Origin of the sequence: Exiguobacterium sp. s63, from assembly GCF_018617335.1 — a bacterium.
GTDB lineage: Bacteria > Bacillota > Bacilli > Exiguobacteriales > Exiguobacteriaceae > Exiguobacterium.
On record NZ_JACSKB010000005.1, the window covers coordinates 61,304 to 80,560 of the forward strand.

Annotated in this window: 18 protein-coding genes; 11 read left to right on the plus strand and 7 right to left on the minus strand. The window is 45.6% G+C overall.

Annotation, left to right across the window (positions count from 1 at the left end; genetic code table 11):
* Position 1: 1 nt before the first annotated feature.
* Positions 2-475, minus strand: coding sequence for a DedA family protein (locus KNO90_RS13595; protein ID WP_215113843.1), 474 nt, complete (start codon positions 473-475; stop codon positions 2-4).
* A gap of 149 nt (positions 476-624) precedes the next feature.
* Between KNO90_RS13595 and KNO90_RS13600 the strand changes: the two genes are divergently transcribed.
* Genes KNO90_RS13600 through KNO90_RS13610 form a run of 3 tightly spaced genes read left to right on the plus strand, consistent with a single transcriptional unit; the run spans position 625 to position 2,968 of the window.
* Complete coding sequence (locus KNO90_RS13600; RefSeq protein ID WP_215113844.1) at positions 625-1,179, plus strand: class I SAM-dependent methyltransferase; 555 nt, start codon at positions 625-627, stop codon at positions 1,177-1,179.
* Between the two features lie 11 nt (positions 1,180-1,190).
* Complete coding sequence (locus KNO90_RS13605; protein ID WP_215113845.1) at positions 1,191-1,883, plus strand: response regulator transcription factor; 693 nt, start codon at positions 1,191-1,193, stop codon at positions 1,881-1,883.
* Positions 1,880-2,968: a HAMP domain-containing sensor histidine kinase gene (locus tag KNO90_RS13610; protein WP_215113846.1), complete on the plus strand. Its 1,089-nt coding sequence runs from the start codon at positions 1,880-1,882 to the stop codon at positions 2,966-2,968. Before KNO90_RS13605 ends, KNO90_RS13610 begins: the two co-directional genes overlap by 4 nt.
* A gap of 208 nt (positions 2,969-3,176) precedes the next feature.
* On the opposite strand, the gene KNO90_RS13615 is transcribed toward KNO90_RS13610, so the two are convergent.
* Complete coding sequence (locus tag KNO90_RS13615) at positions 3,177-3,800, minus strand: glucosaminidase domain-containing protein (RefSeq protein WP_215113847.1); 624 nt, start codon at positions 3,798-3,800, stop codon at positions 3,177-3,179.
* A 143-nt stretch (positions 3,801-3,943) separates the two neighbouring features.
* Complete coding sequence (locus KNO90_RS13620; RefSeq protein ID WP_214742937.1) at positions 3,944-5,440, minus strand: DHA2 family efflux MFS transporter permease subunit; 1,497 nt, start codon at positions 5,438-5,440, stop codon at positions 3,944-3,946.
* Positions 5,441-5,604: 164 nt separating this feature from the next.
* Here KNO90_RS13620 and KNO90_RS13625 point away from each other — a divergent pair, with 164 nt between their 5' ends.
* The 8 genes from KNO90_RS13625 to KNO90_RS13660 all read left to right on the plus strand — a co-directional run bounded on the left by KNO90_RS13625 (position 5,605) and on the right by KNO90_RS13660 (position 15,858).
* Entirely contained in the window at positions 5,605-6,477 is an 873-nt protein-coding gene (locus tag KNO90_RS13625) for a TetR/AcrR family transcriptional regulator (protein ID WP_215113848.1), read from the plus strand.
* 146 nt (positions 6,478-6,623) lie between these two features.
* A complete protein-coding gene (locus KNO90_RS13630; RefSeq protein ID WP_214742935.1) occupies positions 6,624-7,637 on the plus strand; it encodes a LacI family DNA-binding transcriptional regulator in 1,014 nt (337 codons plus the stop codon).
* Between the two features lie 202 nt (positions 7,638-7,839).
* Positions 7,840-9,147 carry an ABC transporter substrate-binding protein gene (locus KNO90_RS13635; protein ID WP_215113849.1) on the plus strand — a complete coding sequence of 436 codons (1,308 nt, stop codon included), beginning with the start codon at positions 7,840-7,842 and terminating at the stop codon, positions 9,145-9,147.
* Between the two features lie 59 nt (positions 9,148-9,206).
* Positions 9,207-10,109 (plus strand): carbohydrate ABC transporter permease, encoded by a 903-nt coding sequence (locus tag KNO90_RS13640; protein WP_214696921.1) that lies wholly within the window; start codon positions 9,207-9,209, stop codon positions 10,107-10,109.
* A gap of 3 nt (positions 10,110-10,112) precedes the next feature.
* Entirely contained in the window at positions 10,113-11,042 is a 930-nt protein-coding gene (locus tag KNO90_RS13645) for a carbohydrate ABC transporter permease (protein WP_214742933.1), read from the plus strand.
* A 24-nt stretch (positions 11,043-11,066) separates the two neighbouring features.
* Positions 11,067-12,419, plus strand: coding sequence for a GH1 family beta-glucosidase (locus KNO90_RS13650; protein WP_215113850.1), 1,353 nt, complete (start codon positions 11,067-11,069; stop codon positions 12,417-12,419).
* A gap of 86 nt (positions 12,420-12,505) precedes the next feature.
* Positions 12,506-12,745 carry a hypothetical protein gene (locus KNO90_RS13655; RefSeq protein WP_215113851.1) on the plus strand — a complete coding sequence of 80 codons (240 nt, stop codon included), beginning with the start codon at positions 12,506-12,508 and terminating at the stop codon, positions 12,743-12,745.
* A gap of 38 nt (positions 12,746-12,783) precedes the next feature.
* Entirely contained in the window at positions 12,784-15,858 is a 3,075-nt protein-coding gene (locus KNO90_RS13660; RefSeq protein WP_215113852.1) for a DEAD/DEAH box helicase, read from the plus strand.
* A 52-nt stretch (positions 15,859-15,910) separates the two neighbouring features.
* On the opposite strand, the gene KNO90_RS13665 is transcribed toward KNO90_RS13660, so the two are convergent.
* The 4 genes from KNO90_RS13665 to KNO90_RS13680 all read right to left on the minus strand — a co-directional run bounded on the left by KNO90_RS13665 (position 15,911) and on the right by KNO90_RS13680 (position 19,255).
* On the minus strand, positions 15,911-16,873 hold the full coding sequence (locus tag KNO90_RS13665) for a quinone oxidoreductase family protein (RefSeq protein WP_215113853.1): 963 nt from the start codon (positions 16,871-16,873) through the stop codon (positions 15,911-15,913).
* An 86-nt stretch (positions 16,874-16,959) separates the two neighbouring features.
* Entirely contained in the window at positions 16,960-17,529 is a 570-nt protein-coding gene (locus tag KNO90_RS13670; protein WP_215113854.1) for a hypothetical protein, read from the minus strand.
* Entirely contained in the window at positions 17,526-17,852 is a 327-nt protein-coding gene (locus tag KNO90_RS13675; protein ID WP_215113855.1) for a hypothetical protein, read from the minus strand. The genes KNO90_RS13670 and KNO90_RS13675 overlap by 4 nt, the downstream gene beginning before the upstream one ends.
* A gap of 74 nt (positions 17,853-17,926) precedes the next feature.
* A complete protein-coding gene (locus KNO90_RS13680) occupies positions 17,927-19,255 on the minus strand; it encodes a PTS sugar transporter subunit IIC (RefSeq protein WP_214786139.1) in 1,329 nt (442 codons plus the stop codon).
* Positions 19,256-19,257 lie beyond the last annotated feature (2 nt).

The window sequence follows — 19,257 nt, forward strand, 5'->3', positions numbered from 1 at the left end:
GTTAAAACGACAACACCCAGTCTTGGAACTGTTGAAACGCCGGGATTTGATTGGCCAGTCCGATGACGAGAAACCAAGCACCCGTATAGAAAAATGCAGAAATGGTCGTATAGAACGCATACGTACGAAGTTTGAGCGACGTGAACCCGGCGATATAGTGGAGCGGGTGCCGAAGGCCAGGGATAAAATAAGAAATCATAATGGTGCGTGCTCCATACTTTTGATAGAACGCCTCAGCTCTCTTAAGATAACGAGATTCGCGTTGTCGCACGGGTAAGATGTGATGTAGTCCTTTCCCGATTAAATAAAACCAGCCGAATGTGAGCGTGAAGAGAATCCAAGTGGAGACGAATAAAAGCCAACCTGGAATAAAGGCATTCGCGACCGTCAGATGGGTGACCATTAAGACGTCGTCAGATAATGGGGTAAACATGATGCCGATGGCAAGCACGGCATAATGTATGATCATTTCCATAATAATTCACTCCTTACCTTGTCTAGTATTCACTCGCAAGCGTAAGGAGTTTTTAGTATTCTCTTAAGAAATCTTAAGAAGTTCGTCAGAATGTGTTGCGATTCACTCGATACACTCAAGCTATCAACAACGAAAGAAGTGGAATCGAGATGATCCAATCATGGCTCAACAAATATAAGAACTACCTTGAAGAAATGAAGATGATTTCTCCAGAATCAACCTATGTGGCAGAGCGAATGACACGGAAAACAGTATTGAGCGAAGCGCATGTAATTGTTGAAATCAGACCTGGGATAATCGGTTGTACCGAAGAAATCCTTCGGAAAATGCGAAAAGATGCTACGCTCATATTGATTGAATCTGACATCGATCTGGTTCACTATTTAAAGACGCGATATGGAAGAGATCATCGAATCATTATTGTCGAAGCGGATGCTGTCGACTTGAAGAACATATTACGAGCATTGAACATCGAGGAAGTGGATGTCATCTTTTCTGGACTGCCGTTTTCAAGATTCGATGCTCAGCAAACAGAAACCGTCTTACGAGAAGCAAAGGCGATTCTCTCCAAAACAGGCTGGTTTGTCACGTTTCAATATACAAAAGGTCGATACGAGCATTTTCAACGAGTGTTTAGTCGTGTGAAGGTGGAACGAGAATTTCGTAATGTATCATCGGCATACTTATTTCATTGTGCTATGTGAGGAGGAAAGACATGCGTTCACAACCTGTTATCTGTATCGCGGACGATGACGAAGCGATACGAGAATTGCTTGCCATCTATTTAAAAAATGAAGGATATGCACTTCGGTTTGCGAAAAATGGGCAAGAAGTGCTCGACCTCGCGTCGACCGAAACGATTGATTTGCTCATTCTCGATTTGATGATGCCGATTATGGGCGGGATTGAGGCCTGTATCGAAATTCGAAAGACGCAGTTTATGCCAATTTTGATGCTGACAGCCAAAACGAGCGACTTGGATTTGATGCAAGGCATTTCCGTTGGAGCGGACGACTACATCAAAAAACCGTTCAACCCACTGGAAGTGACGCTTCGAGTCAAATCGTTACTCAGAAGGTATCGTGACTATGGGGCAGATCGGACCGAAACACAGACCATGCTCACACATGAGGAAGTCACACTCGACCTCCAGACGCGACAATGTCGAAAAGGCGAGGATTTAATTCGGCTTACACCGAAAGAATTTGATATTCTCGCTTATTTTATGAGGCATCCAAATCAAGTTTTAACCGTCGAACAGATTTACGAGGCGGTGTGGGGAGAGGCAGCATTTGAGGTCGACAACACAGTGATGGTCCATATCACGAAAATTCGTGAAAAGTTAGAAGATACACCACGAAAACCAACCATTATCAAGACGGTGTGGGGCGTGGGGTATCGATTATGAGACGGAGACAATGGGATCGCTTGCTAGTGAAGTTGATTGGTATTATTTTAGTCAATGCATTGATTGCGACGATTGCTTTTCTAATCATGGGCTATTCGATTAGTCTATATTACATCGAAAACGAAATAACACCGGATCCGCTAACAGCCAACTTAGTATTTTTAGGGGTGACGTTCATTGTCATTCTGATCTTTATTATTGGGTTTTCACTAACGATGCGGAAAACACTTCGAAAAATCACGTATTTGTCGAGTGAGATTGAACAGATCGCAAATGGTGACCTCGGTCGTACGGTTGAGGTGGAAGGGCGAGATGAAATCGCCTCGCTTGGAGAGAGTGTAAATCGAATGTCACGGCAGTTAGGCGAATTGTTTGAGAAAGAGCGAGCGCACGAAGAAGAGCGGAACCAACTGTTCTCCAACCTGTCACACGATTTGCGAACACCGCTCACGAGCATCAAAGGTTACACCCAACTACTGCAAATGAACCGCGAGCTGACAGCTGAAGAGAACAATCATTTTCGTATTTTAAATGAAAAAACGGCGCAGCTTGAACATCTTCTCGATCAGTTGATGGACGTGAACCGCCTCTATGCCCCACACATGCAACTAAAAAAACAGAAACTCAACCTGAGTTTGTTGACGATCCAGCTCATCCACGAGATGGAGCCGTTATTTAAGGAAAGAGGTCATCGATTACACCTGTCGATTCAATCTGACCGATGGATAGAGGCTGATCAAGAACAGCTCATTCGTGTATTTGAAAATCTTTTCTCGAATGCTTGGAAATACGCCGAGCAAACGAGTCCAATCGAGATTAGACTTCAAACGAAAAATCAACAGATTGAATGGTCCATCTCAAATGCGACAACGGCAGAAACGATTGGAGCCATTCCTCATCTCTTTGATCGCACATATCGTGTCGATTCCTCGAGAGGGGTCACACCAGGTGATGGATTGGGTCTATCGATTGCCCGCCAAATCATTTTGTTACATGGAGGACAGTTGACAGCGGAACCGCTAGAGGGTCAGGTTATTTGTTTTCGGGTATCGTTTCCGACTCATCAACATATAGAACGTGAGTAAATAGCTGTCCTTCGTTTTGAAAGTCGTAGCTCATAAAAGGCTGCGACTTTTTGTGTCGAGCAAATAACCTCAAAAAAAAAGCACTCGGACCATTGTCCGAAATGCTCATTAGCGTTTGAGTAACAACATCACGCCGGTCACGAATAATGCGATTCCGCTCGCGAGTCTAACTTGTTTGCACGTCACGTTCTTTCACCCCTACATTTCCTCATCGTTTTGCTTTAGCGACACGTTTTGGTGTTTTCGACATTTCTTGATAAATCGAAAGAATCTCGGTCCCGTAATTTCCTTTCGGCTGCATGGCCCATTTTTGGTGAAGAGATGGCCACGTTTTCGCAGAGCCTCGCTTGACGAGATGGAAGCGTGGGTCGACTTGTTTCGTGTTCAGTGCATCGTTTGAAGCGTATGCTTTTAGATGCTGAATTTGAGCAGTCACCCCTTGTTGTGGGGAACGGAAAAAGTGACCTTTTACACCATTTCCAGTTGTCCCGATTCCAGAGTAGTTATGCTGCTTCGGAAGGACATCGCCACCGTAACGGAAATAACCGGTCTCTTTCAATGCTTGTGCGAATGCAACATCCCCACGAACACCTTCCTTCGCGCCGATGATGACGAAGAGTTTCGCCAAATCTTCGACAGACGTTTTTGCGAGCTGGACATCACGAGGATTCTTCTTTTTTACGTAATCCGCCATTTGTTGCGGAGTCAAAGCCGATACTCCCATAATAGCATGATTCTGCTTCTTCGGGGCCGCCTTAACGATTGATCCGGTCGAGAGAAAAGAAGATGTGATCAGAAGAAATGCAATCATCAAACTGAACACTTTTTTCATTATATGTACCCTCCTAAACGAATCCTATCCATTGAGAAATAATACCATATTAGGATTAAATTTTAATTTCAAATTTATTTATGAAGGGAATGAGAAATTAAAAAAGCCGCTCTGAATCAATTCATTCAGAACGGCTTTTCCTATTAATTCGCTTGTTTCAACTCTTCAACAGTCTCTACTTGGTCATCAAACTTACGAACGTCCACGCGTTGTACAAAGAACGCAAGGACGAGCGCTAAAAGGTTCATCCCGAGTGCAACGTAAAATGAATATTGAATCCCAGATAAGAGGGCTTGCTGAGTGATGGCACCCATCGAGCTCTCAGTGAGTGTCGCAGGATCGACTCCTGTCATCAATGATTCAGCTTCTGTACGTGTCACCGAGTTCATGATGGTCACGAGTACTGCCGTACCGATCGCACCAGATACTTGTTGTGCTGTGTTGTTGATTGCCGTTCCGTGCGGGTTGAGGCGAGTCGGCAATTGGTTCAGTCCATTCGTCATGATTGGCATCATGACCATCGACATCCCAAACATACGTAACGTGTACGTCAAGACGATGTACGTATACGTTGAATCAAGTTGAACGTTTGCAAGCATGTACGTCGATACGGCGGTGATCGTCAATCCGGTAAGTGCCAATAATTTTGGCCCGAATCGGTCAAACAGTTTACCTGTGATTGGCGACATGATTCCCATGATGATCGCACCAGGGAGAAGCATGAGCCCTGAATCGAGTGGGGAGATGCCACGTACGCTTTGGACGTAAGCCGGTGTCAAAATCATACCGGAGAACATCGCGACCGCATTGACCATCGCAATGACTGACGCGAGTGCGAACATCGGATGTTTGTAAGCACGCAAGTCGAGCAATGGTTTCTCCATATGGAGCTGGCGGTAGATGAAGGCAATCAATGAGATGGCACCGATAATCATCGTCGCTAAGACAATTGGGTTATCCCAGCCATCCGAGCTTGCTGAACTGACACCGTATAAAATCCCACCAAATCCGAGTGTCGATAAGACGAGTGACAAGTAATCGAGTGACTGATCTTTATTTTGGACCATGACGTTCTCTGCTTTCCAAACGGCGAGCGCGAGACCGATGATGGCAAGTGGTAAAATCATTTCGAATAAGACGCGCCAATCATAGTACTCGACGATGTAACCGGAAAGTGTCGGTCCAATCGCAGGTGCCGAGATCATGACGAGCCCGAAGATTCCCATCGCCATTCCCCGTTTTTCACGAGGGAAGCTGACGAGCATGACGTTCATCAAGAGCGGTCCCATTGTCGAGGCTCCGACGGCTTGAATCATCCGACCGCTCAACAACCAGCCAAAGTTTGGCGAGAAGGCCGCGATAGCCGTACCGATAGCGAAGATGCTCATCGACGTAATGAACAAGCTTCGGTTTGAAAAACGAGTGATCAAATAGGCGGATGCCGGGACAAGTACACCTGTCACGAGCATAAAGCCGGTCGCGAGCCATTGTACGGTCGAGTAGTCTGCAATCTCGAGATCGACCATGATCGATGGGAGCGCGACGTTGAGTAAAGAGTTGTTTAAAAATGCGATAAATGCACCCGCAAAGAGGACCGCCAACATGACGTAAGGCGGTTTCTTTTGGAATTCTGGTTTCATATGGATGGCTCCTTTATTTTCTAAATAGTTATGTGTTGGTAAGTGTCGATGAAATGATTTTATACCCACTGTATAAATAATGCAACCATTTTGTACTATTAGTCTAAAATGGTTTTCGGTGCTATAGTAAAGGTACAAACCAGACAGAACGGAGCCATGTAAGAATGAAAGAGAAAAAGAGAAAAGTCGCCGATATTGCCATGTCTCTCTTCATCGAAAATGGGGTACAGCATACATCGGTGCAAGAGATTATCGATCGTGCCAACATCTCTAAAGGGACGTTTTATAACTACTTCTCATCGAAGACGGATTGTGTCGCCAGTATCCTCGAGAACTTACGATATGATGCAGGGCAACGCCGGATTGAGATGCAGATGGGGCGCGATAAACGAGATCGTGACGTCTTCATCGAGCAAATCTCGATATTGATTCAATTGAACGAAGAACGGAATTTGCATGCGTTATTTGAATCGATCATGTCGTCAAACGAGAATGAATTGAAGAAACTCGTACTTCAACATCGCATTTATGAGATTGAATGGATTGCGATGCGTTTGACGGAAATTATCGGGGAGGAAGTAAGACCGTATTCGATGGAATTGACGGTGCTCTTCAACGGGATGTTGCAACATATCTTGTTCACGAATCGAATCACGAATGCCGCTTACTCTCCTCAAAAGGTTGTTCGAAACTTATACACATATGTCGAATTGATTGCCGCTCGAATGATGGAGACAGGAGAGCACGTTTTGAACCCGGTCACGGTCGATCAAATGCGTGGAACGACAGATAAACATCTCATTACGATCGAAGAATTGATTGAGATGGCTGCTCGTATCGAAGAGCATGTCGAGATGACAGAAGAACAGCGTGATTTGTTCGATGCGATTTCATTCGAGCTCAAACAAGAGCGTCTTCGAAAAATCGTGTTAGAGCAATTGTTGAAGCCGTTCCAGCGTCTATTTAAAGGCGTGACGGGCGAAACAGAAGTACAAAAATTTACGAATCTCGTGTGGTTGTACACGCGGACACACTAAGGACAAAAATTTCTCGATACAGTAATATAGAAGAAACAAGGAATGGAAAAAAGAATCAAAAAGTTTCCTCGAAAAAGAATTGATTCCTACAAATCCATACGCTACAATCAAATTACCGAAAGCGCTTTCGGGAAGAGGAGAATGACATGGGTACGATTTATGATTTAGCCAAAAAAACAGGATTCTCAATCACGACAGTGTCCAAAGCGTTGAACAATTATAAAGACGTGAGTGACAAGACGAGAGCGAAGATTCTTCAAGCCGCTGCTGAGATGGACTACTTGCCGAACGCACATGCCCAGTCGTTATCGACGAAAAAATCATGGGCGATCGGGGTCATGTTCTCAGAAGCGAATGAAGTCGGGATGAAACACCCGTTCTTCAACGGGATCATCGAAAGTTTTCGTCACGCGACAGAGGAGCAGGGCTACGATTTGATTTTCGCCTCGCGGAATCTGCGCAATCGTGACATGAGTTACCTCGAACATTTTAAACACCGTGCGGTCGACGGCATCGTCGTCATCTGCTCGGACCGAATGGATGAGCAAGTTCAAGAGCTCATGCGAAGCGACATCCCAATCGTCGTCGTCGATATGGACAGCGCTAACTGTAGCGTCGTCTATTCCGATAACATCGAAGGGGCGCGTCTCGCCGTGAATTATCTCTATGAACTCGGTCACCGGAAAATTGCCCACATCGCTGGGGATGAAACGATTGACGCCGGAGCGGCGCGAATCAAAGGATATGAACTTGCGATGCAAGAACTGGACCTTCCGATTCGACCAGGCTACCTCGTCAACGCCGGTTTCTTCTCGGTTGGGGAAGGCAAGCAAGCGATGGAACGATTGCTTGAACTAGACGATCAACCGACTGCAGTCTTTGTAGCAGGGGATCAAATGGCAATCGGTGTCATCGAAGCGATTCACGAACATGGTCTTCATGTCCCGAATGACATCTCAGTCATCGGATATGATGACATTGAAATGATTCAATATATCACGCCGAAACTGACCACGATTCGCCAAGATACGGACGAAATCGGGGAAGCGGCAGCAGAACTTTTACTTGAACAAATGACCGCGAAAGAGCGACTCACTGAACGTCGCGTCATTCCGGTACGCTTAGTCGAACGGGCATCTTGTGCACCGGTCAAACAGTGATTTATAGCCAATGATATTTCGAAGTCGCTCTCTTTTCTTCAGCAGATGGAGAAGGGAGCGCGATTTCGAAAGTCATTTTTAGAGAAAATCGAAACCGCTTTCGATATTTTATTTTTGGATAAACCGAAAGCGCTTTCGATAATTATTTACCTCTTCTTGCAAGCGCTTTCTAATACTACTTATAAAAGGATGGGAACAACACATGCGTAAACTTGTTAGCTTACTTACCATTGGAGCACTTTCAGTCGGTGTCTTGAGCGCTTGCTCTGACGGCAGCGAAGGATCATCTTCAGAAGGTTCAAAAGATGATGTCTTAAAAATTTGGTCATTCACGGATGAATTGAAAGAACCAATCAAAACATTCGAAGAGCGTAACGGCGTGAAAGTCGAATTGACAATCGTACCGACAGCTGACTACGCAACGAAGTTGAAGCCAGCTCTTGAAAGTGGCGTCGGCGCACCGGACGTCTTCACGGGTGAAATCGCGTTCCTTAAACAATGGATCGACGCTGGATATTGGGAAAACCTTTCGGAAGAACCATACAACGCAGAAGAAGTGTCGAAAGACATCGTTCCTTACGTATTCGACCTCGGGAAAGACAAAGACGGAAACGTTCGCGCCCTTTCATGGCAAACTACTCCGGGTGGAATCTACTACAAACGTAGCATCGCAAAAGAAGCACTCGGTACAGATGACCCGGCTAAAGTTGGCGAAATGATGAGCTCGATGGACGGACTCTTCGAAGTCGGTGAAAAGCTTAAAGATAAAGGCTACAAACTCTTCCCGGACGAAGGTTCAATCCGTTGGTTCGCACAAGGCGATGACCCACAAGCTTGGGTAAACGAAGACAATGAGCTTGTCTTAACTGAAGGGAAAGAAAACTACTTCGACTACGCGAAAGAACTTCGCGAAAATAACTTAACTGCTCTCGCACCAGAATGGTCACCATCTTGGTTCGAAGGAATGGACAAACCGATCAAAGTAAAAGAAGGCGGCAAAGAAACGGAAACAGAAGTCTTCTCTTACGTCCTCCCGACTTGGGGTCTCCACGCTGTCTTGAAAGAAAACGCGAAAGACACTGCTGGTGACTGGGCTGTAACAAGCGGACCGAGCCCATACTTCTGGGGCGGTACATGGGTCGGAATCTACAAAGACTCTAAACATAAAGAAGAAGCTTATGACTTCATCAAACTCATGACACAAGATGAAGAGTTCTTGACTGAATGGGCGAAAGAAACAGGTGACGTCCTTGCGTTCAACCCAGTTACAGACAAAATCAAAGATGACTTCAGCGATGAGTTCCTCGGTGGACAGAACAACTACGAGTTCTTCCTCGGCGAAGCAGAATCGATCAAACCAGGGATCGTTACGAAATACGACCAACAGCTCGACACGCTTTACGGAGCGGCAGTTAACTCTTACGTAGAAGGTAAGAAGACGAAAGACGAAGCATTGAAAGAATTCAAGAAACAAGTTAAAAACGCTTACCCAGACATCGTTGTTGACTGACGATGACCAACACGAGGGAGGAAACTCCTCCCTCGGTTCTTATGGAAGGAGAAATACACGTGAAAAAATTAGATCGTTACGGCTATCTGTTCATCGCCCCGTTCTGGGTCGTCTTCTTGACGTTTAGCATTTATCCGGTTTTTTTGACGCTTTACTATAGCTTCACGAACTACACCGGTAGCCCAGGAGAAGAGATTGTCGGATTTGCGAACTATACACGGTTGTTGACGGACACATACTTCATCGAAGCGTTTTTCAACACCATCAAGATTTGGGGAGTCAACTTCGCCTTGCAGATGGGAATGGCCCTTTTATTGGCGCTCTTATTCTCAGATCTCCGTTTGAAGCTAAAAGGATTAAACTTCTTCCGTTCATTCTTCTATCTTCCAAACTTGATCACAATCAGCTCGGTCGCGCTTTTGTTCGGTATTTTGCTCGACTGGCAGCATGGTTCACTCAACATGGTGTTGATGAAAATCGGTTTGATCTCCAATCCGATCGACTGGTTAGCAGAACCAGTGACGGCACAGTTATCTGTTTCGCTCATCTTGACATGGATGTGGTTCGGTCACTCCTTCATCATCGTCATGGCAGGGGTATCGGGTATCTCAACAGATTATTTCGAAGCCGCTCACATCGACGGTGCGAACCGTTGGCAAATGTTTACGAAAGTGACGTTGCCGCTCTTAAAACCAATTCTCCTCTACATCATGATCACATCGCTCATCGGTGGACTTCAATTGTTCGACCTTCCGATGTTGATCACCGATGGAATCGGTTCGCCAGACGGTTCATTGAACACGATGGTGCTTTACTTGTATAACCAAGCCTTCAAGTACAACAACTACGGCTACGCATCTGCGGTCGCTTACGGCTTATTCTTGATCACGCTCATCTTCTCGGCGATCGTCTTCAAAGGTATGTTCCGCAACGAACGCGCAACACAGAAGAAGGGGGCGTAAGCGATGGAACAAAATGCAGAAACACGGCGAATGCTTCCTGATAGCGAAGCGCAGCCAAAGCGTAAAGAAGACCGTCCACTCAAAGTGGCGCCACCTAAAAAACAAAAGTCGAAGCATCGTGTTGTTCGAGGCTTGATCTATGCAAGCTTGGTTATTCTTGCGATTATCTGCTTCATCCCGTTCTTGATGATGATCATCAACGCGACTCGAACGAACGGAGAAGTCATTTCTGGTTTCACTCTAATCCCTGGTACAGCATTGCTCGATAACTACGCTACCTTGAGCGAGTACATCAACATCTGGACCGGCTTTAAAAACAGCTTGATCATCTCGGTATCGGTCACGGTACTTTCGGGCTACTTCTCAGCCCTTACAGCGTATGGATTCACGTTCTACAACTTCAAAGGGAAGAATGCGATGTTCATCTTCATGCTCGTCATGATGATGGTGCCGGCACAACTCGGACTCATCGGATTCTACGAAATCTCAAAGACACTTAGAATTCTCGATACGTTCATCCCGTTGATCGTCCCTGCGATTGCGACACCGTTCACGGTCTTCTTCATCCGTCAGTACACACAAGCGACGCTTCATATCAGTTTGATTGAAGCGGCACGGATTGACGGTGCGAGCGAGTTGCGCATTTTCCACACGATCGCCCTCCCGATGATGATGCCGGCGATTGCGACGATGTCGATCTTCACGTTCATCGGCTCGTGGAACAACTACTTGATGCCACTTGTCCTCTTATTCTCTCCTGAGAAATACACGTTGCCTGTCTTGATGGGCTTCTTGAAAGGATCACAAGTCGCAGAAAACCTTGGCGCGCTTTACCTAGGCATCGCGATCTCGGTCGTACCGATCATGATTGCCTTCTTGTTCCTCTCGAAGTACATCGTCAGCAGTATTTCGGCAGGTGCTGTCAAAGAATAAATATAGAGAAAAGAGGAAAACACTATGCATTTTAAGAAAGACTTCGTATTCGGGACAGCCACGTCCTCGTACCAAATTGAAGGCGCACATAATGAAGGGGGCCGTACCCCTTCCATCTGGGATATGTTCTGTGACATCGACGGGCGCGTGTTTGAAAAGCATAACGGCGATGTCGCATGTGACCACTACCATCGTTACGAAGAAGACATTCAGCACATCAAAAAGTTAGGTGTCGATACGTATCGATTCTCCATCGCGTGGCCACGCATCTTCCCTGCCAAGGGAGAGTATAACCCAGAAGGTATGGCGTTCTACAAAAACTTGGCGCTGCGTCTCCGTGAAGAAGGAATCAAACCAGCCGTCACCATTTATCACTGGGACCTTCCGATGTGGGCTCACGAAGAAGGTGGCTGGGTCAACCGTGAATCGGTCGACTGGTTCCTCGATTATGCGAAAGTCTGTTTTGAAGAGCTCGATGACATCGTCGACTCTTGGATCACTCACAATGAGCCTTGGTGTGCCGGCTTCCTCGGCTACCATGTCGGTGTTCACGCACCGGGTCACCGTGACATGAACGAAGCGGTACGCGCCGTGCACCACATCTTGTTGTCGCACGGAAAAGCGGTCGAATTGTTGAAGCGAGAGATGACGTCCACGACCCCGATCGGCATCACGCTCAACTTGTCACCGATGTATGCGAAGACGGATTCGGCGAATGACCGCCTTGCGATGAACAATGCCGACGGGTATTCGAATCGCTGGTTCCTCGATCCCGTCTTCAAAGGTGAGTATCCGGTCGACATGATGAACTTGTTCTCCAAATATGTGCATAACTTCGATTTCATCCAACCGGGTGATATGGAGACGATCTCGACAGCTTGCGATTTCTTCGGTATCAATTTCTACAGCCGAGGCATTGTCGAGTTTAACGCAGCAAATGATTTCTTGAAGGCAGACGCTTACTCAGACTACGAAAAGACGGGCATGGGCTGGGATATCGCCCCGAACGAATTCAAAGACCTGATCCGTCGTTTACGCGCCGAGTATACTGACCTTCCAATCTACATCACAGAAAACGGCGCCGCATTTGACGACGTGCTGGAAAATGGCGAAGTCCATGACGATAACCGGATCGACTACGTCCGCCAGCACCTCGAAGCCGTCTCTGACTTGAACGATGAAGGCATGAACATTCAAGGCTACTACCTCTGGTCACTCATGGATAACTTCGAATGGAGCTTCGGATACGAGAAGCGCTTCGGAATCCTCTATATCGACTTTGAGACACAAGAGCGTATCTGGAAAGACAGCGCGAAGTGGTATGCCGATGTCATCGCTGACCATAAAGCCAAACACGCGGATAGCGTCGAGGCGTAACATGTATCCATCCCTGCCGCTACGGGGATGGATTTTTTGTGTGGAACCCTTCTGATTTGGGAACGGGGATAGGGGAGGGATATTCTATGAAACGAGAATTTTCAACATACGAAGTGACGGGCTATGACGACCAAGGAAAAATCAAGTTCGTTCATTTGAGAGAAGGTGAGTTCGTGTTGCCGGTTGAGATCAAAGGAGACGATTTACGGAAAATCAAGAAGATGATAGAGCTCAATCCAGGTGTGACCGTGATTGTCCATGCGGCGATTGACCAGAGACGGATGCGGCTTTTAGAGGTGGATGGGTACTCGCTTCGAAAAGAGTGATAGGATAAAGATGTATATATTTTGAAGGAGGAAAAACAGTGAAAGAAGCTGAGAAGTCAGTATTAGAGGCATGGCATTTAATAGAAGCGTTATCCCCACACAATCTTCCGAATAATAAAGAATTAGAGGGAGAAAAATTTAAAGATAATCAAAAAAAAATGACAATGCGTGAATTTGATGTGGAATCGGCTGATGATAAACAATTATTTCAATCAGTCGAATTAAAAAAAGCTTCGTACTATTATATTTACTATTGTGATTGCTATAAACAATATCAATTAGTCGAGGCTTTACGAAAGCTCTTTAGTATAGAAGATGAGTTAGTGAATAAGCTGAGGCAGGAGTCATATAGTTTTTCTTTCTCGGTTGACCAAACAGGAAAGTACATAAAAGATTCATTGGTCGTTCCATTTATAATGTACGTTATGAAAGAAATAAAGGGGAAAGGTCAAATCAATTATAGGTATCTTGAAGAAAGATTCAAGAGTGCTCTTGACTCCTTAGAGTTGAAGGCGCAAGAAATACTATTGAACGGGATCACTAAATCATCAGTAAAAAAACTTCAAGACGAATATATTCGTTATTTCTATAGAGTTAAAAACGAAGAAGGTGGAGAGGAAGAAGAGAAGTTAAAAAATTACCGTGAGTTGAACTTGGTATTCTTTGAGAAAGCAAAAAATGGTAACGAAAACCGAAAACCATTACCGAATTTTTATATGGGTGATTTACAAAAGATATTATCGGAAGACAGTATCAATCAAACGTTATTAACTTATATCTCGGGTATGAACTTTGAGCAACGCACACATATCGACGAAAACCGTACATATATTGAAGGTATGCTTCAACCAACGAATCTTCCTTCTGCACGATGGCCATCACCGGTTAAGCATCGTCTGTCTCTCATGCAACAAGTAGCCGTCAATCAGTTTTTTGTAGAGAATCAGGATGTCAGTTCCGTAAATGGACCACCTGGAACGGGGAAAACCACTTTATTAAAAGATATATTCGCAAATGTTGTGGTGGAGCGAGCTAGGGAACTAGCAAAACTTGAAAGTCCGTACAAAATGTTTGACGACACAGTTGAATCAGTCAAATTAGGAGACTATACATATCCAATTACGAATTTGAATCCGGCGATAAGCTCCTTTAGCATGGTAGTTGCATCAAGCAATAACGGTGCTGTAGAAAACATTTCGAAGGATTTACCGAAAAAGAACGAAGTGATTCGTGACGACTCTTCTGAATTCGATCAGCGGTACGCTGAGGAAGCAAAAGTACTCGATTTATTTCCTGATTTATCATCAATGTTGATATCGGGCGATGAAAAAGTTGATACATGGGGGTTGTTTTCAGTCCCACTCGGCAAAGCAAAGAATATCGATAAATTTGCACTGCATATGTTCGCATCTAAAAAAGAGAATAAAAAACTCGACGAGGATAAAAAAACATTGTCTGCACATCTTCTTCAATACAAGAAGAGTGAGGTTGAAAAAGAGTGGCATAGCGCTGTTGAAGAGTTTAATGAGTTGAGCAGACAAATCGAAAGCAAAAAATTACATCTTCAAAAAATATATGAAGAATCTAATAAAGTTCCGGTGATGACGAACAAACTAATGAACCTTAAAGAGTCAATTACAAATTATGAGTCTCAATTAAAAGATGCGGATAAGGATAAGGAAGAGTTATCTAAAAAAAGAGGTATAGTAGACGAGCAAATTTCTCTTTTACCGAAACGCTCATTCATTTCACGTCTCTTTACTAAAGATGAGCGTGAGATGAGCTTAAAGGAAGAGTTATTCCATATTTTAGATGCTCTAAAGGAACGTGAAGCAGAAACAACTAAAGTGAGAAATAAAAAGAATCAATTCATAACAGAAGTGAAAAATCTAGAGGAAGAGTTAGCGAAGTATGACCAACTAATTAAGCAATATGCGTCAGAGAGTTTAATTATCCCAAATGAACAGTATTGGAATGATGATGAGGAGGCGTACGCACGTAGACAAATCAATACACCGTGGGTAACGGATTCATTGAATTATGATCGAGGCTTGCTGTTTCTAAAAGCGATGAAACTCCATAAACTTGCACTGGTTTGTAATGCAGACAAAATTAATGCGGCGATGCGTCTATTACGCTTTCGTAATGGTTTGGACTTAAATAATCAAGAACATCGCAAAGTAAAGAAAGAAGTATTGAAAACGGTACATTTGATTACCCCTTTGGTTAGTACAACATTCGCTAGTTTTAGCGCCATGTATGAGGGCATAAACGAAGATTTTATCGATTATTTATTCATTGACGAAGCTGGACAAGCCACTCCTCAACAAGCTGCTGGTGCTATATGGAGAGCTAAACGGGTTCTTGCTGTAGGAGACCCGTTGCAGGTTGAACCCGTTGTCACGATTGATCAAACCATTTTGAGTGATGTGAGGAAGTACTATAATGTTTCCGAAGAACATGTCGGCATGAGTACTTCAGTCCAGTCACTTGCGGATCGAGCGAACCGGAGAGGGATGAACACAACGGACACTATATGGATGGGCATTCCGCTATGGGTTCATCGACGGTGTAGCAATCCAATGTTTTCAATTGCGAATGAAATTGCATATGGAAACAAAATGGTGTTAGCTAGCGAATCATCAATAAATACTGATAACTGTAAATGGTATGACTGTAAAGGTAGTGTGACGAAGCGTCAGTTTGTAAAAGAGCAAGGAGAGTTATTAGTCCATCTCTTATTGAACCAAAAGAATGAAAAGGGTGAGGTGCCCAATCATTACGTCATTACACCTTTTTCAGCGGTAAAGGAAGAATTGACGAAAATGCTGAAGAATAAAGGGTTTTCGATTGAATGGATAAAACAAAGTGTCGGCACAGTTCATACGTTCCAAGGTAAGGAAGCGGATATCGTCTATTTTGTAGTCGGGACAGATAAAAATACAAAATCATCCGCTGAATGGTCATGTAAACAGCCAAATTTAATCAACGTTGCAGTAACGAGAGCAAAGAAAGAGTTTCATATTATTGGTGACTATAGCTTGTTATCACCAATGAAAAACTACGCAACAATAGCGAAACATGCTAAAGTCATCCATCCTCAGAAAGTATAAAGTAAAGAAGACACATAAAACGCCAGCACCGAAAAATCGGGCTGGCGTTTATTTATGGAAGTAATAAGATTTTCCCCTGGCTCTTCCGACTCTCTAAAAAGGCGTGGGCCGATGCCCCGTCTGACAAGGCGAACGTCGTCGGTGGTGGGATGACGAGTGAACCGTCCTCGATCCAGCTGAACAATTCGTGTGACCGGCGAATCCGTTCCTCTTTTGAGGTGAGGACGTTCCATAAGTCGCCACCCGTCAACGTCTTCGACGTATCCATGAGCATGCGTGGGTCTACTGGTGTTGGGTCACCTCCGGCCATGCCGTAGAAGACGACCGTCCCGCCAATCCGAGTCGCTTCGAAACTATCCTCTAATGTCGAACCGACCGAGTCATAGACGACATCGGCCCCATGACCGTCTGTAGCGTTACGAATCGCTTCGACCCATGCTTCGTCATAGCGATAAGCACGGGCACCATGCGTTTGAATGGTTGCCACTTTTTCGACTGTGGACGTGAGACCGATGACTTGTCCACCGAGGCGTTGAATCATTTGCGTCAACAGTTGACCGACACCACCAGCGGCTGCGTGTACGACTGCGACATCATCAGGTTGAATCCGGTAGCTGTCATGAACGAGGTAATGGGCCGTCAATCCTTGAAGCATGGTCGATGCGGCTGTTTCGAATGAGATGGCATCTGGAAGAGGAATCGCCTTGTCGAGCGGGACGGCAACAAATTCTGCGTTGGCGTGCGGGACATCCGCAAAAGCGATCCGGTCCCCGACTTGAAGCGATGTGACGTTCGCCCCGACCGCCTCGATGACACCGGCTCCTTCATATCCGAGAATGTATGGCGATTCTCCGACAAGATGATAGTTGCCTTTCCGGCGATACACATCGGCATAGTTCAATCCGATGGCTTTTGTGCGGACCAATACTTCATCGACTTGTGGCATCGGTGTCGGGACTTCTTCATATGTTAAGACGTCCGGACCACCGAACTGATGAAAGACGAGTGCCTTCATGCTGATCACTTCCTTCGTTAGATTCATTCAAACTATAGCATACGGCTCGCGATTCACTCGTGATGACGCACAAAAGTCACCGGCCATTAAGTAGGTTCGGTGACTTCGGTAGATTGACTGATACGTTTGACTCGCTTTAATACGTCCCGTTTCGGTAAATCCGGGTAATCATGCTGGATGCGTTCGACGCAGGACACGATGGTTTCGGTTCGTAACAGGTGGATGATCTGCTGATCGATGGAATCGAACTCGAGTGGCGTCTTTTCTTTCGAATCCTCCCGATTTAGCCAAACCGATGCTCCGAATAAGTGCACGAATACAATCGCCATGACGGTGAACGTCGATAAATCGATAGACGGAAAGAGAGTCAGTACGACGTATAAACTAACCCCGCTCACGAATCCATGAAGGATTGTATCGAGTAGACGCGGCACGTTCACATGACTAAACGAGCGTAACGCTCCCGTTAACCCATCAACAAACAAACTGAGGATCGTCGACAATAGGTAGAAACAACCGAGCATCGCGAAAGTCGATAAGATTCGGAACGATGTGTCTTCAAGTAAATAGATGAGAATCAAATCGACGGCAAGTAGCGGGGAGAGGACGAGAGTTAGAATCAATGCGCCCCAACCGAGACCTGTCACAACCTTCATGAGATGTGAGTCCGATACCGTCCGAGCGCGATGAATGCAGCAATCAGACAGACCATATGTAGCACGACCCCGATGAGCATGGCGTACGGGATGATGGACTGGAAGCCAAGACCGAATGCGAGGGCGGCACTCGATAAAATCATAAAGCTCGCTGTATAATTTCGGACGGTTGTTTTCTGCTTCTTCATATGTACCACCGAGTATCCCGCAATGAGTAAAAAGACGGGAGACAACATGATCGGGTAGACCGATTGAAGCAACAATCCGAGTAATCCGGACAGGCCAGCGATAACGGCGAATATAGAAGGGTAATAAGCTTTCAAATTTCCAACTCCTTAACTCTTTTCCCTAAATATAACAGCCCTCCTCATTGCTGAGAAGGGCTGTCGTTTTTGTTTCAGGCTGATGCTTGATCTGAGCCTTCTTGTGCTTTCAATTCTTCACCGTACGAAACGCGGTCTTGAATGCGAACGAACGGGAGATAAACCGCAACGGCCATGGCGATCGTTGCAATCTGTAAGAGTGCAGCACGCCATCCGCCAATCAAGAAACCAGAGATGACCGGAGGGGTCGTCCATGGGACTTGAAGCGCGTTGAACGGCTCGACCCAACCCCAAAGAATGGCGAAGTACACCATAAATGAAGCGATGGCTGGCACGACGACGAATGGGACGAACATGATCGGGTTGAAGACAATTGGCATCCCGAAGATGACCGGCTCATTGATGTTGAAGATACTTGGGGCAAGTGATAGCTTCCCAAGCTGCTTCAAGTGTGCCGAACGAGCGACGATCAGTGTCGCGATGATGAAACCGATTGTGATCCCTGATCCACCGAGTTTCGTGAACACGTCGAGGAACTGAATCGTAACGATTTTTGCGTTCTCGCCAGCGACGAGCGTACCACCAGCATCGAGGATGGCTTGGTTTTGAAGCGCGTTCGCTGTGAGAAGTGGTCCCATGATTCCCATAAGGATTGCGGCACCATGAATTCCACACCACCACATGACAGACATGAGCACCATAATGATAACGGCTCCAGCGAGTGTGTCTGTCAAGTTTTGAAGTGGTGCTTGAAGCACATCATAGATGACTTCTGTGAACGTACGCTCTGCAACCGCTTGGAAAATCGCAAACGTTGCAACGGCGAGCGAGATGATTGCCAAACCAGGAACAAGTGCAGAGAATGAGTTCGATACGCCTGGTGGGACACCGTCTGGCATTTTAATGCTGATCCCGCGTTTGATGAATTGCGAGTAGATGAATCCAACTGTCAATCCGACGATGATGGCAGCGAGGACACCTTGTCCACCTGTCCATACTTTTGGAATAACGCCACCGACGAATTCCCCAGATTCAGACAAGACAGAAGCTTGTGTAATGATGAGGAATGAAATGATTCCAAGGATACCAGCTGGTACGCCTTCAATCTTTTCGTTCTTAACGTATGAGTAAGCGATTCCAAAAACACCGATCAAAGCAAGGATGTCAAACGTCGCGCCGACGACTTGCGTGAGCGGGAGTGACCAGTCTGCTCCGAATAGACCTGACATGAAGTCAGCCCAACCTGGAATCGGTAATGCCAGGATGAGAAGGAACAGCGACCCGATGATGGTCATCGGCATCGTCAGGATGAACCCGTCCTTAATCGCAAGGACGGGCTTGGCGTTCGCAAAGCGAACAAAAGCAGGGGTGAACTTTTCAAATACTCTTTCTAAGCGGCTCATAG

Excerpts from the sequence above, each read along its gene's own strand:
- KNO90_RS13650 (WP_215113850.1), top strand. The coding sequence starts at position 11,067 with ATGCATTTTAAGAAAGACTTCGTATTCGGGACAGCCACGTCCTCGTAC.
- KNO90_RS13605 (WP_215113845.1), top strand. The coding sequence starts at position 1,191 with ATGCGTTCACAACCTGTTATCTGTATCGCGGACGATGACGAAGCGATA.
- KNO90_RS13655 (WP_215113851.1), top strand. The coding sequence starts at position 12,506 with ATGAAACGAGAATTTTCAACATACGAAGTGACGGGCTATGACGACCAA.
- KNO90_RS13635 (WP_215113849.1), top strand. The coding sequence starts at position 7,840 with ATGCGTAAACTTGTTAGCTTACTTACCATTGGAGCACTTTCAGTCGGT.
- KNO90_RS13665 (WP_215113853.1), bottom strand. The coding sequence starts at position 16,873 with ATGAAGGCACTCGTCTTTCATCAGTTCGGTGGTCCGGACGTCTTAACA.
- KNO90_RS13595 (WP_215113843.1), bottom strand. The coding sequence starts at position 475 with ATGGAAATGATCATACATTATGCCGTGCTTGCCATCGGCATCATGTTT.
- KNO90_RS13610 (WP_215113846.1), top strand. The coding sequence starts at position 1,880 with ATGAGACGGAGACAATGGGATCGCTTGCTAGTGAAGTTGATTGGTATT.
- KNO90_RS13620 (WP_214742937.1), bottom strand. The coding sequence starts at position 5,440 with ATGAAACCAGAATTCCAAAAGAAACCGCCTTACGTCATGTTGGCGGTC.
- KNO90_RS13600 (WP_215113844.1), top strand. The coding sequence starts at position 625 with ATGATCCAATCATGGCTCAACAAATATAAGAACTACCTTGAAGAAATG.
- KNO90_RS13670 (WP_215113854.1), bottom strand. The coding sequence starts at position 17,529 with ATGAAGGTTGTGACAGGTCTCGGTTGGGGCGCATTGATTCTAACTCTC.
- KNO90_RS13615 (WP_215113847.1), bottom strand. The coding sequence starts at position 3,800 with ATGAAAAAAGTGTTCAGTTTGATGATTGCATTTCTTCTGATCACATCT.
- KNO90_RS13680 (WP_214786139.1), bottom strand. The coding sequence starts at position 19,255 with ATGAGCCGCTTAGAAAGAGTATTTGAAAAGTTCACCCCTGCTTTTGTT.
- KNO90_RS13645 (WP_214742933.1), top strand. The coding sequence starts at position 10,113 with ATGGAACAAAATGCAGAAACACGGCGAATGCTTCCTGATAGCGAAGCG.
- KNO90_RS13630 (WP_214742935.1), top strand. The coding sequence starts at position 6,624 with ATGGGTACGATTTATGATTTAGCCAAAAAAACAGGATTCTCAATCACG.
- KNO90_RS13625 (WP_215113848.1), top strand. The coding sequence starts at position 5,605 with ATGAAAGAGAAAAAGAGAAAAGTCGCCGATATTGCCATGTCTCTCTTC.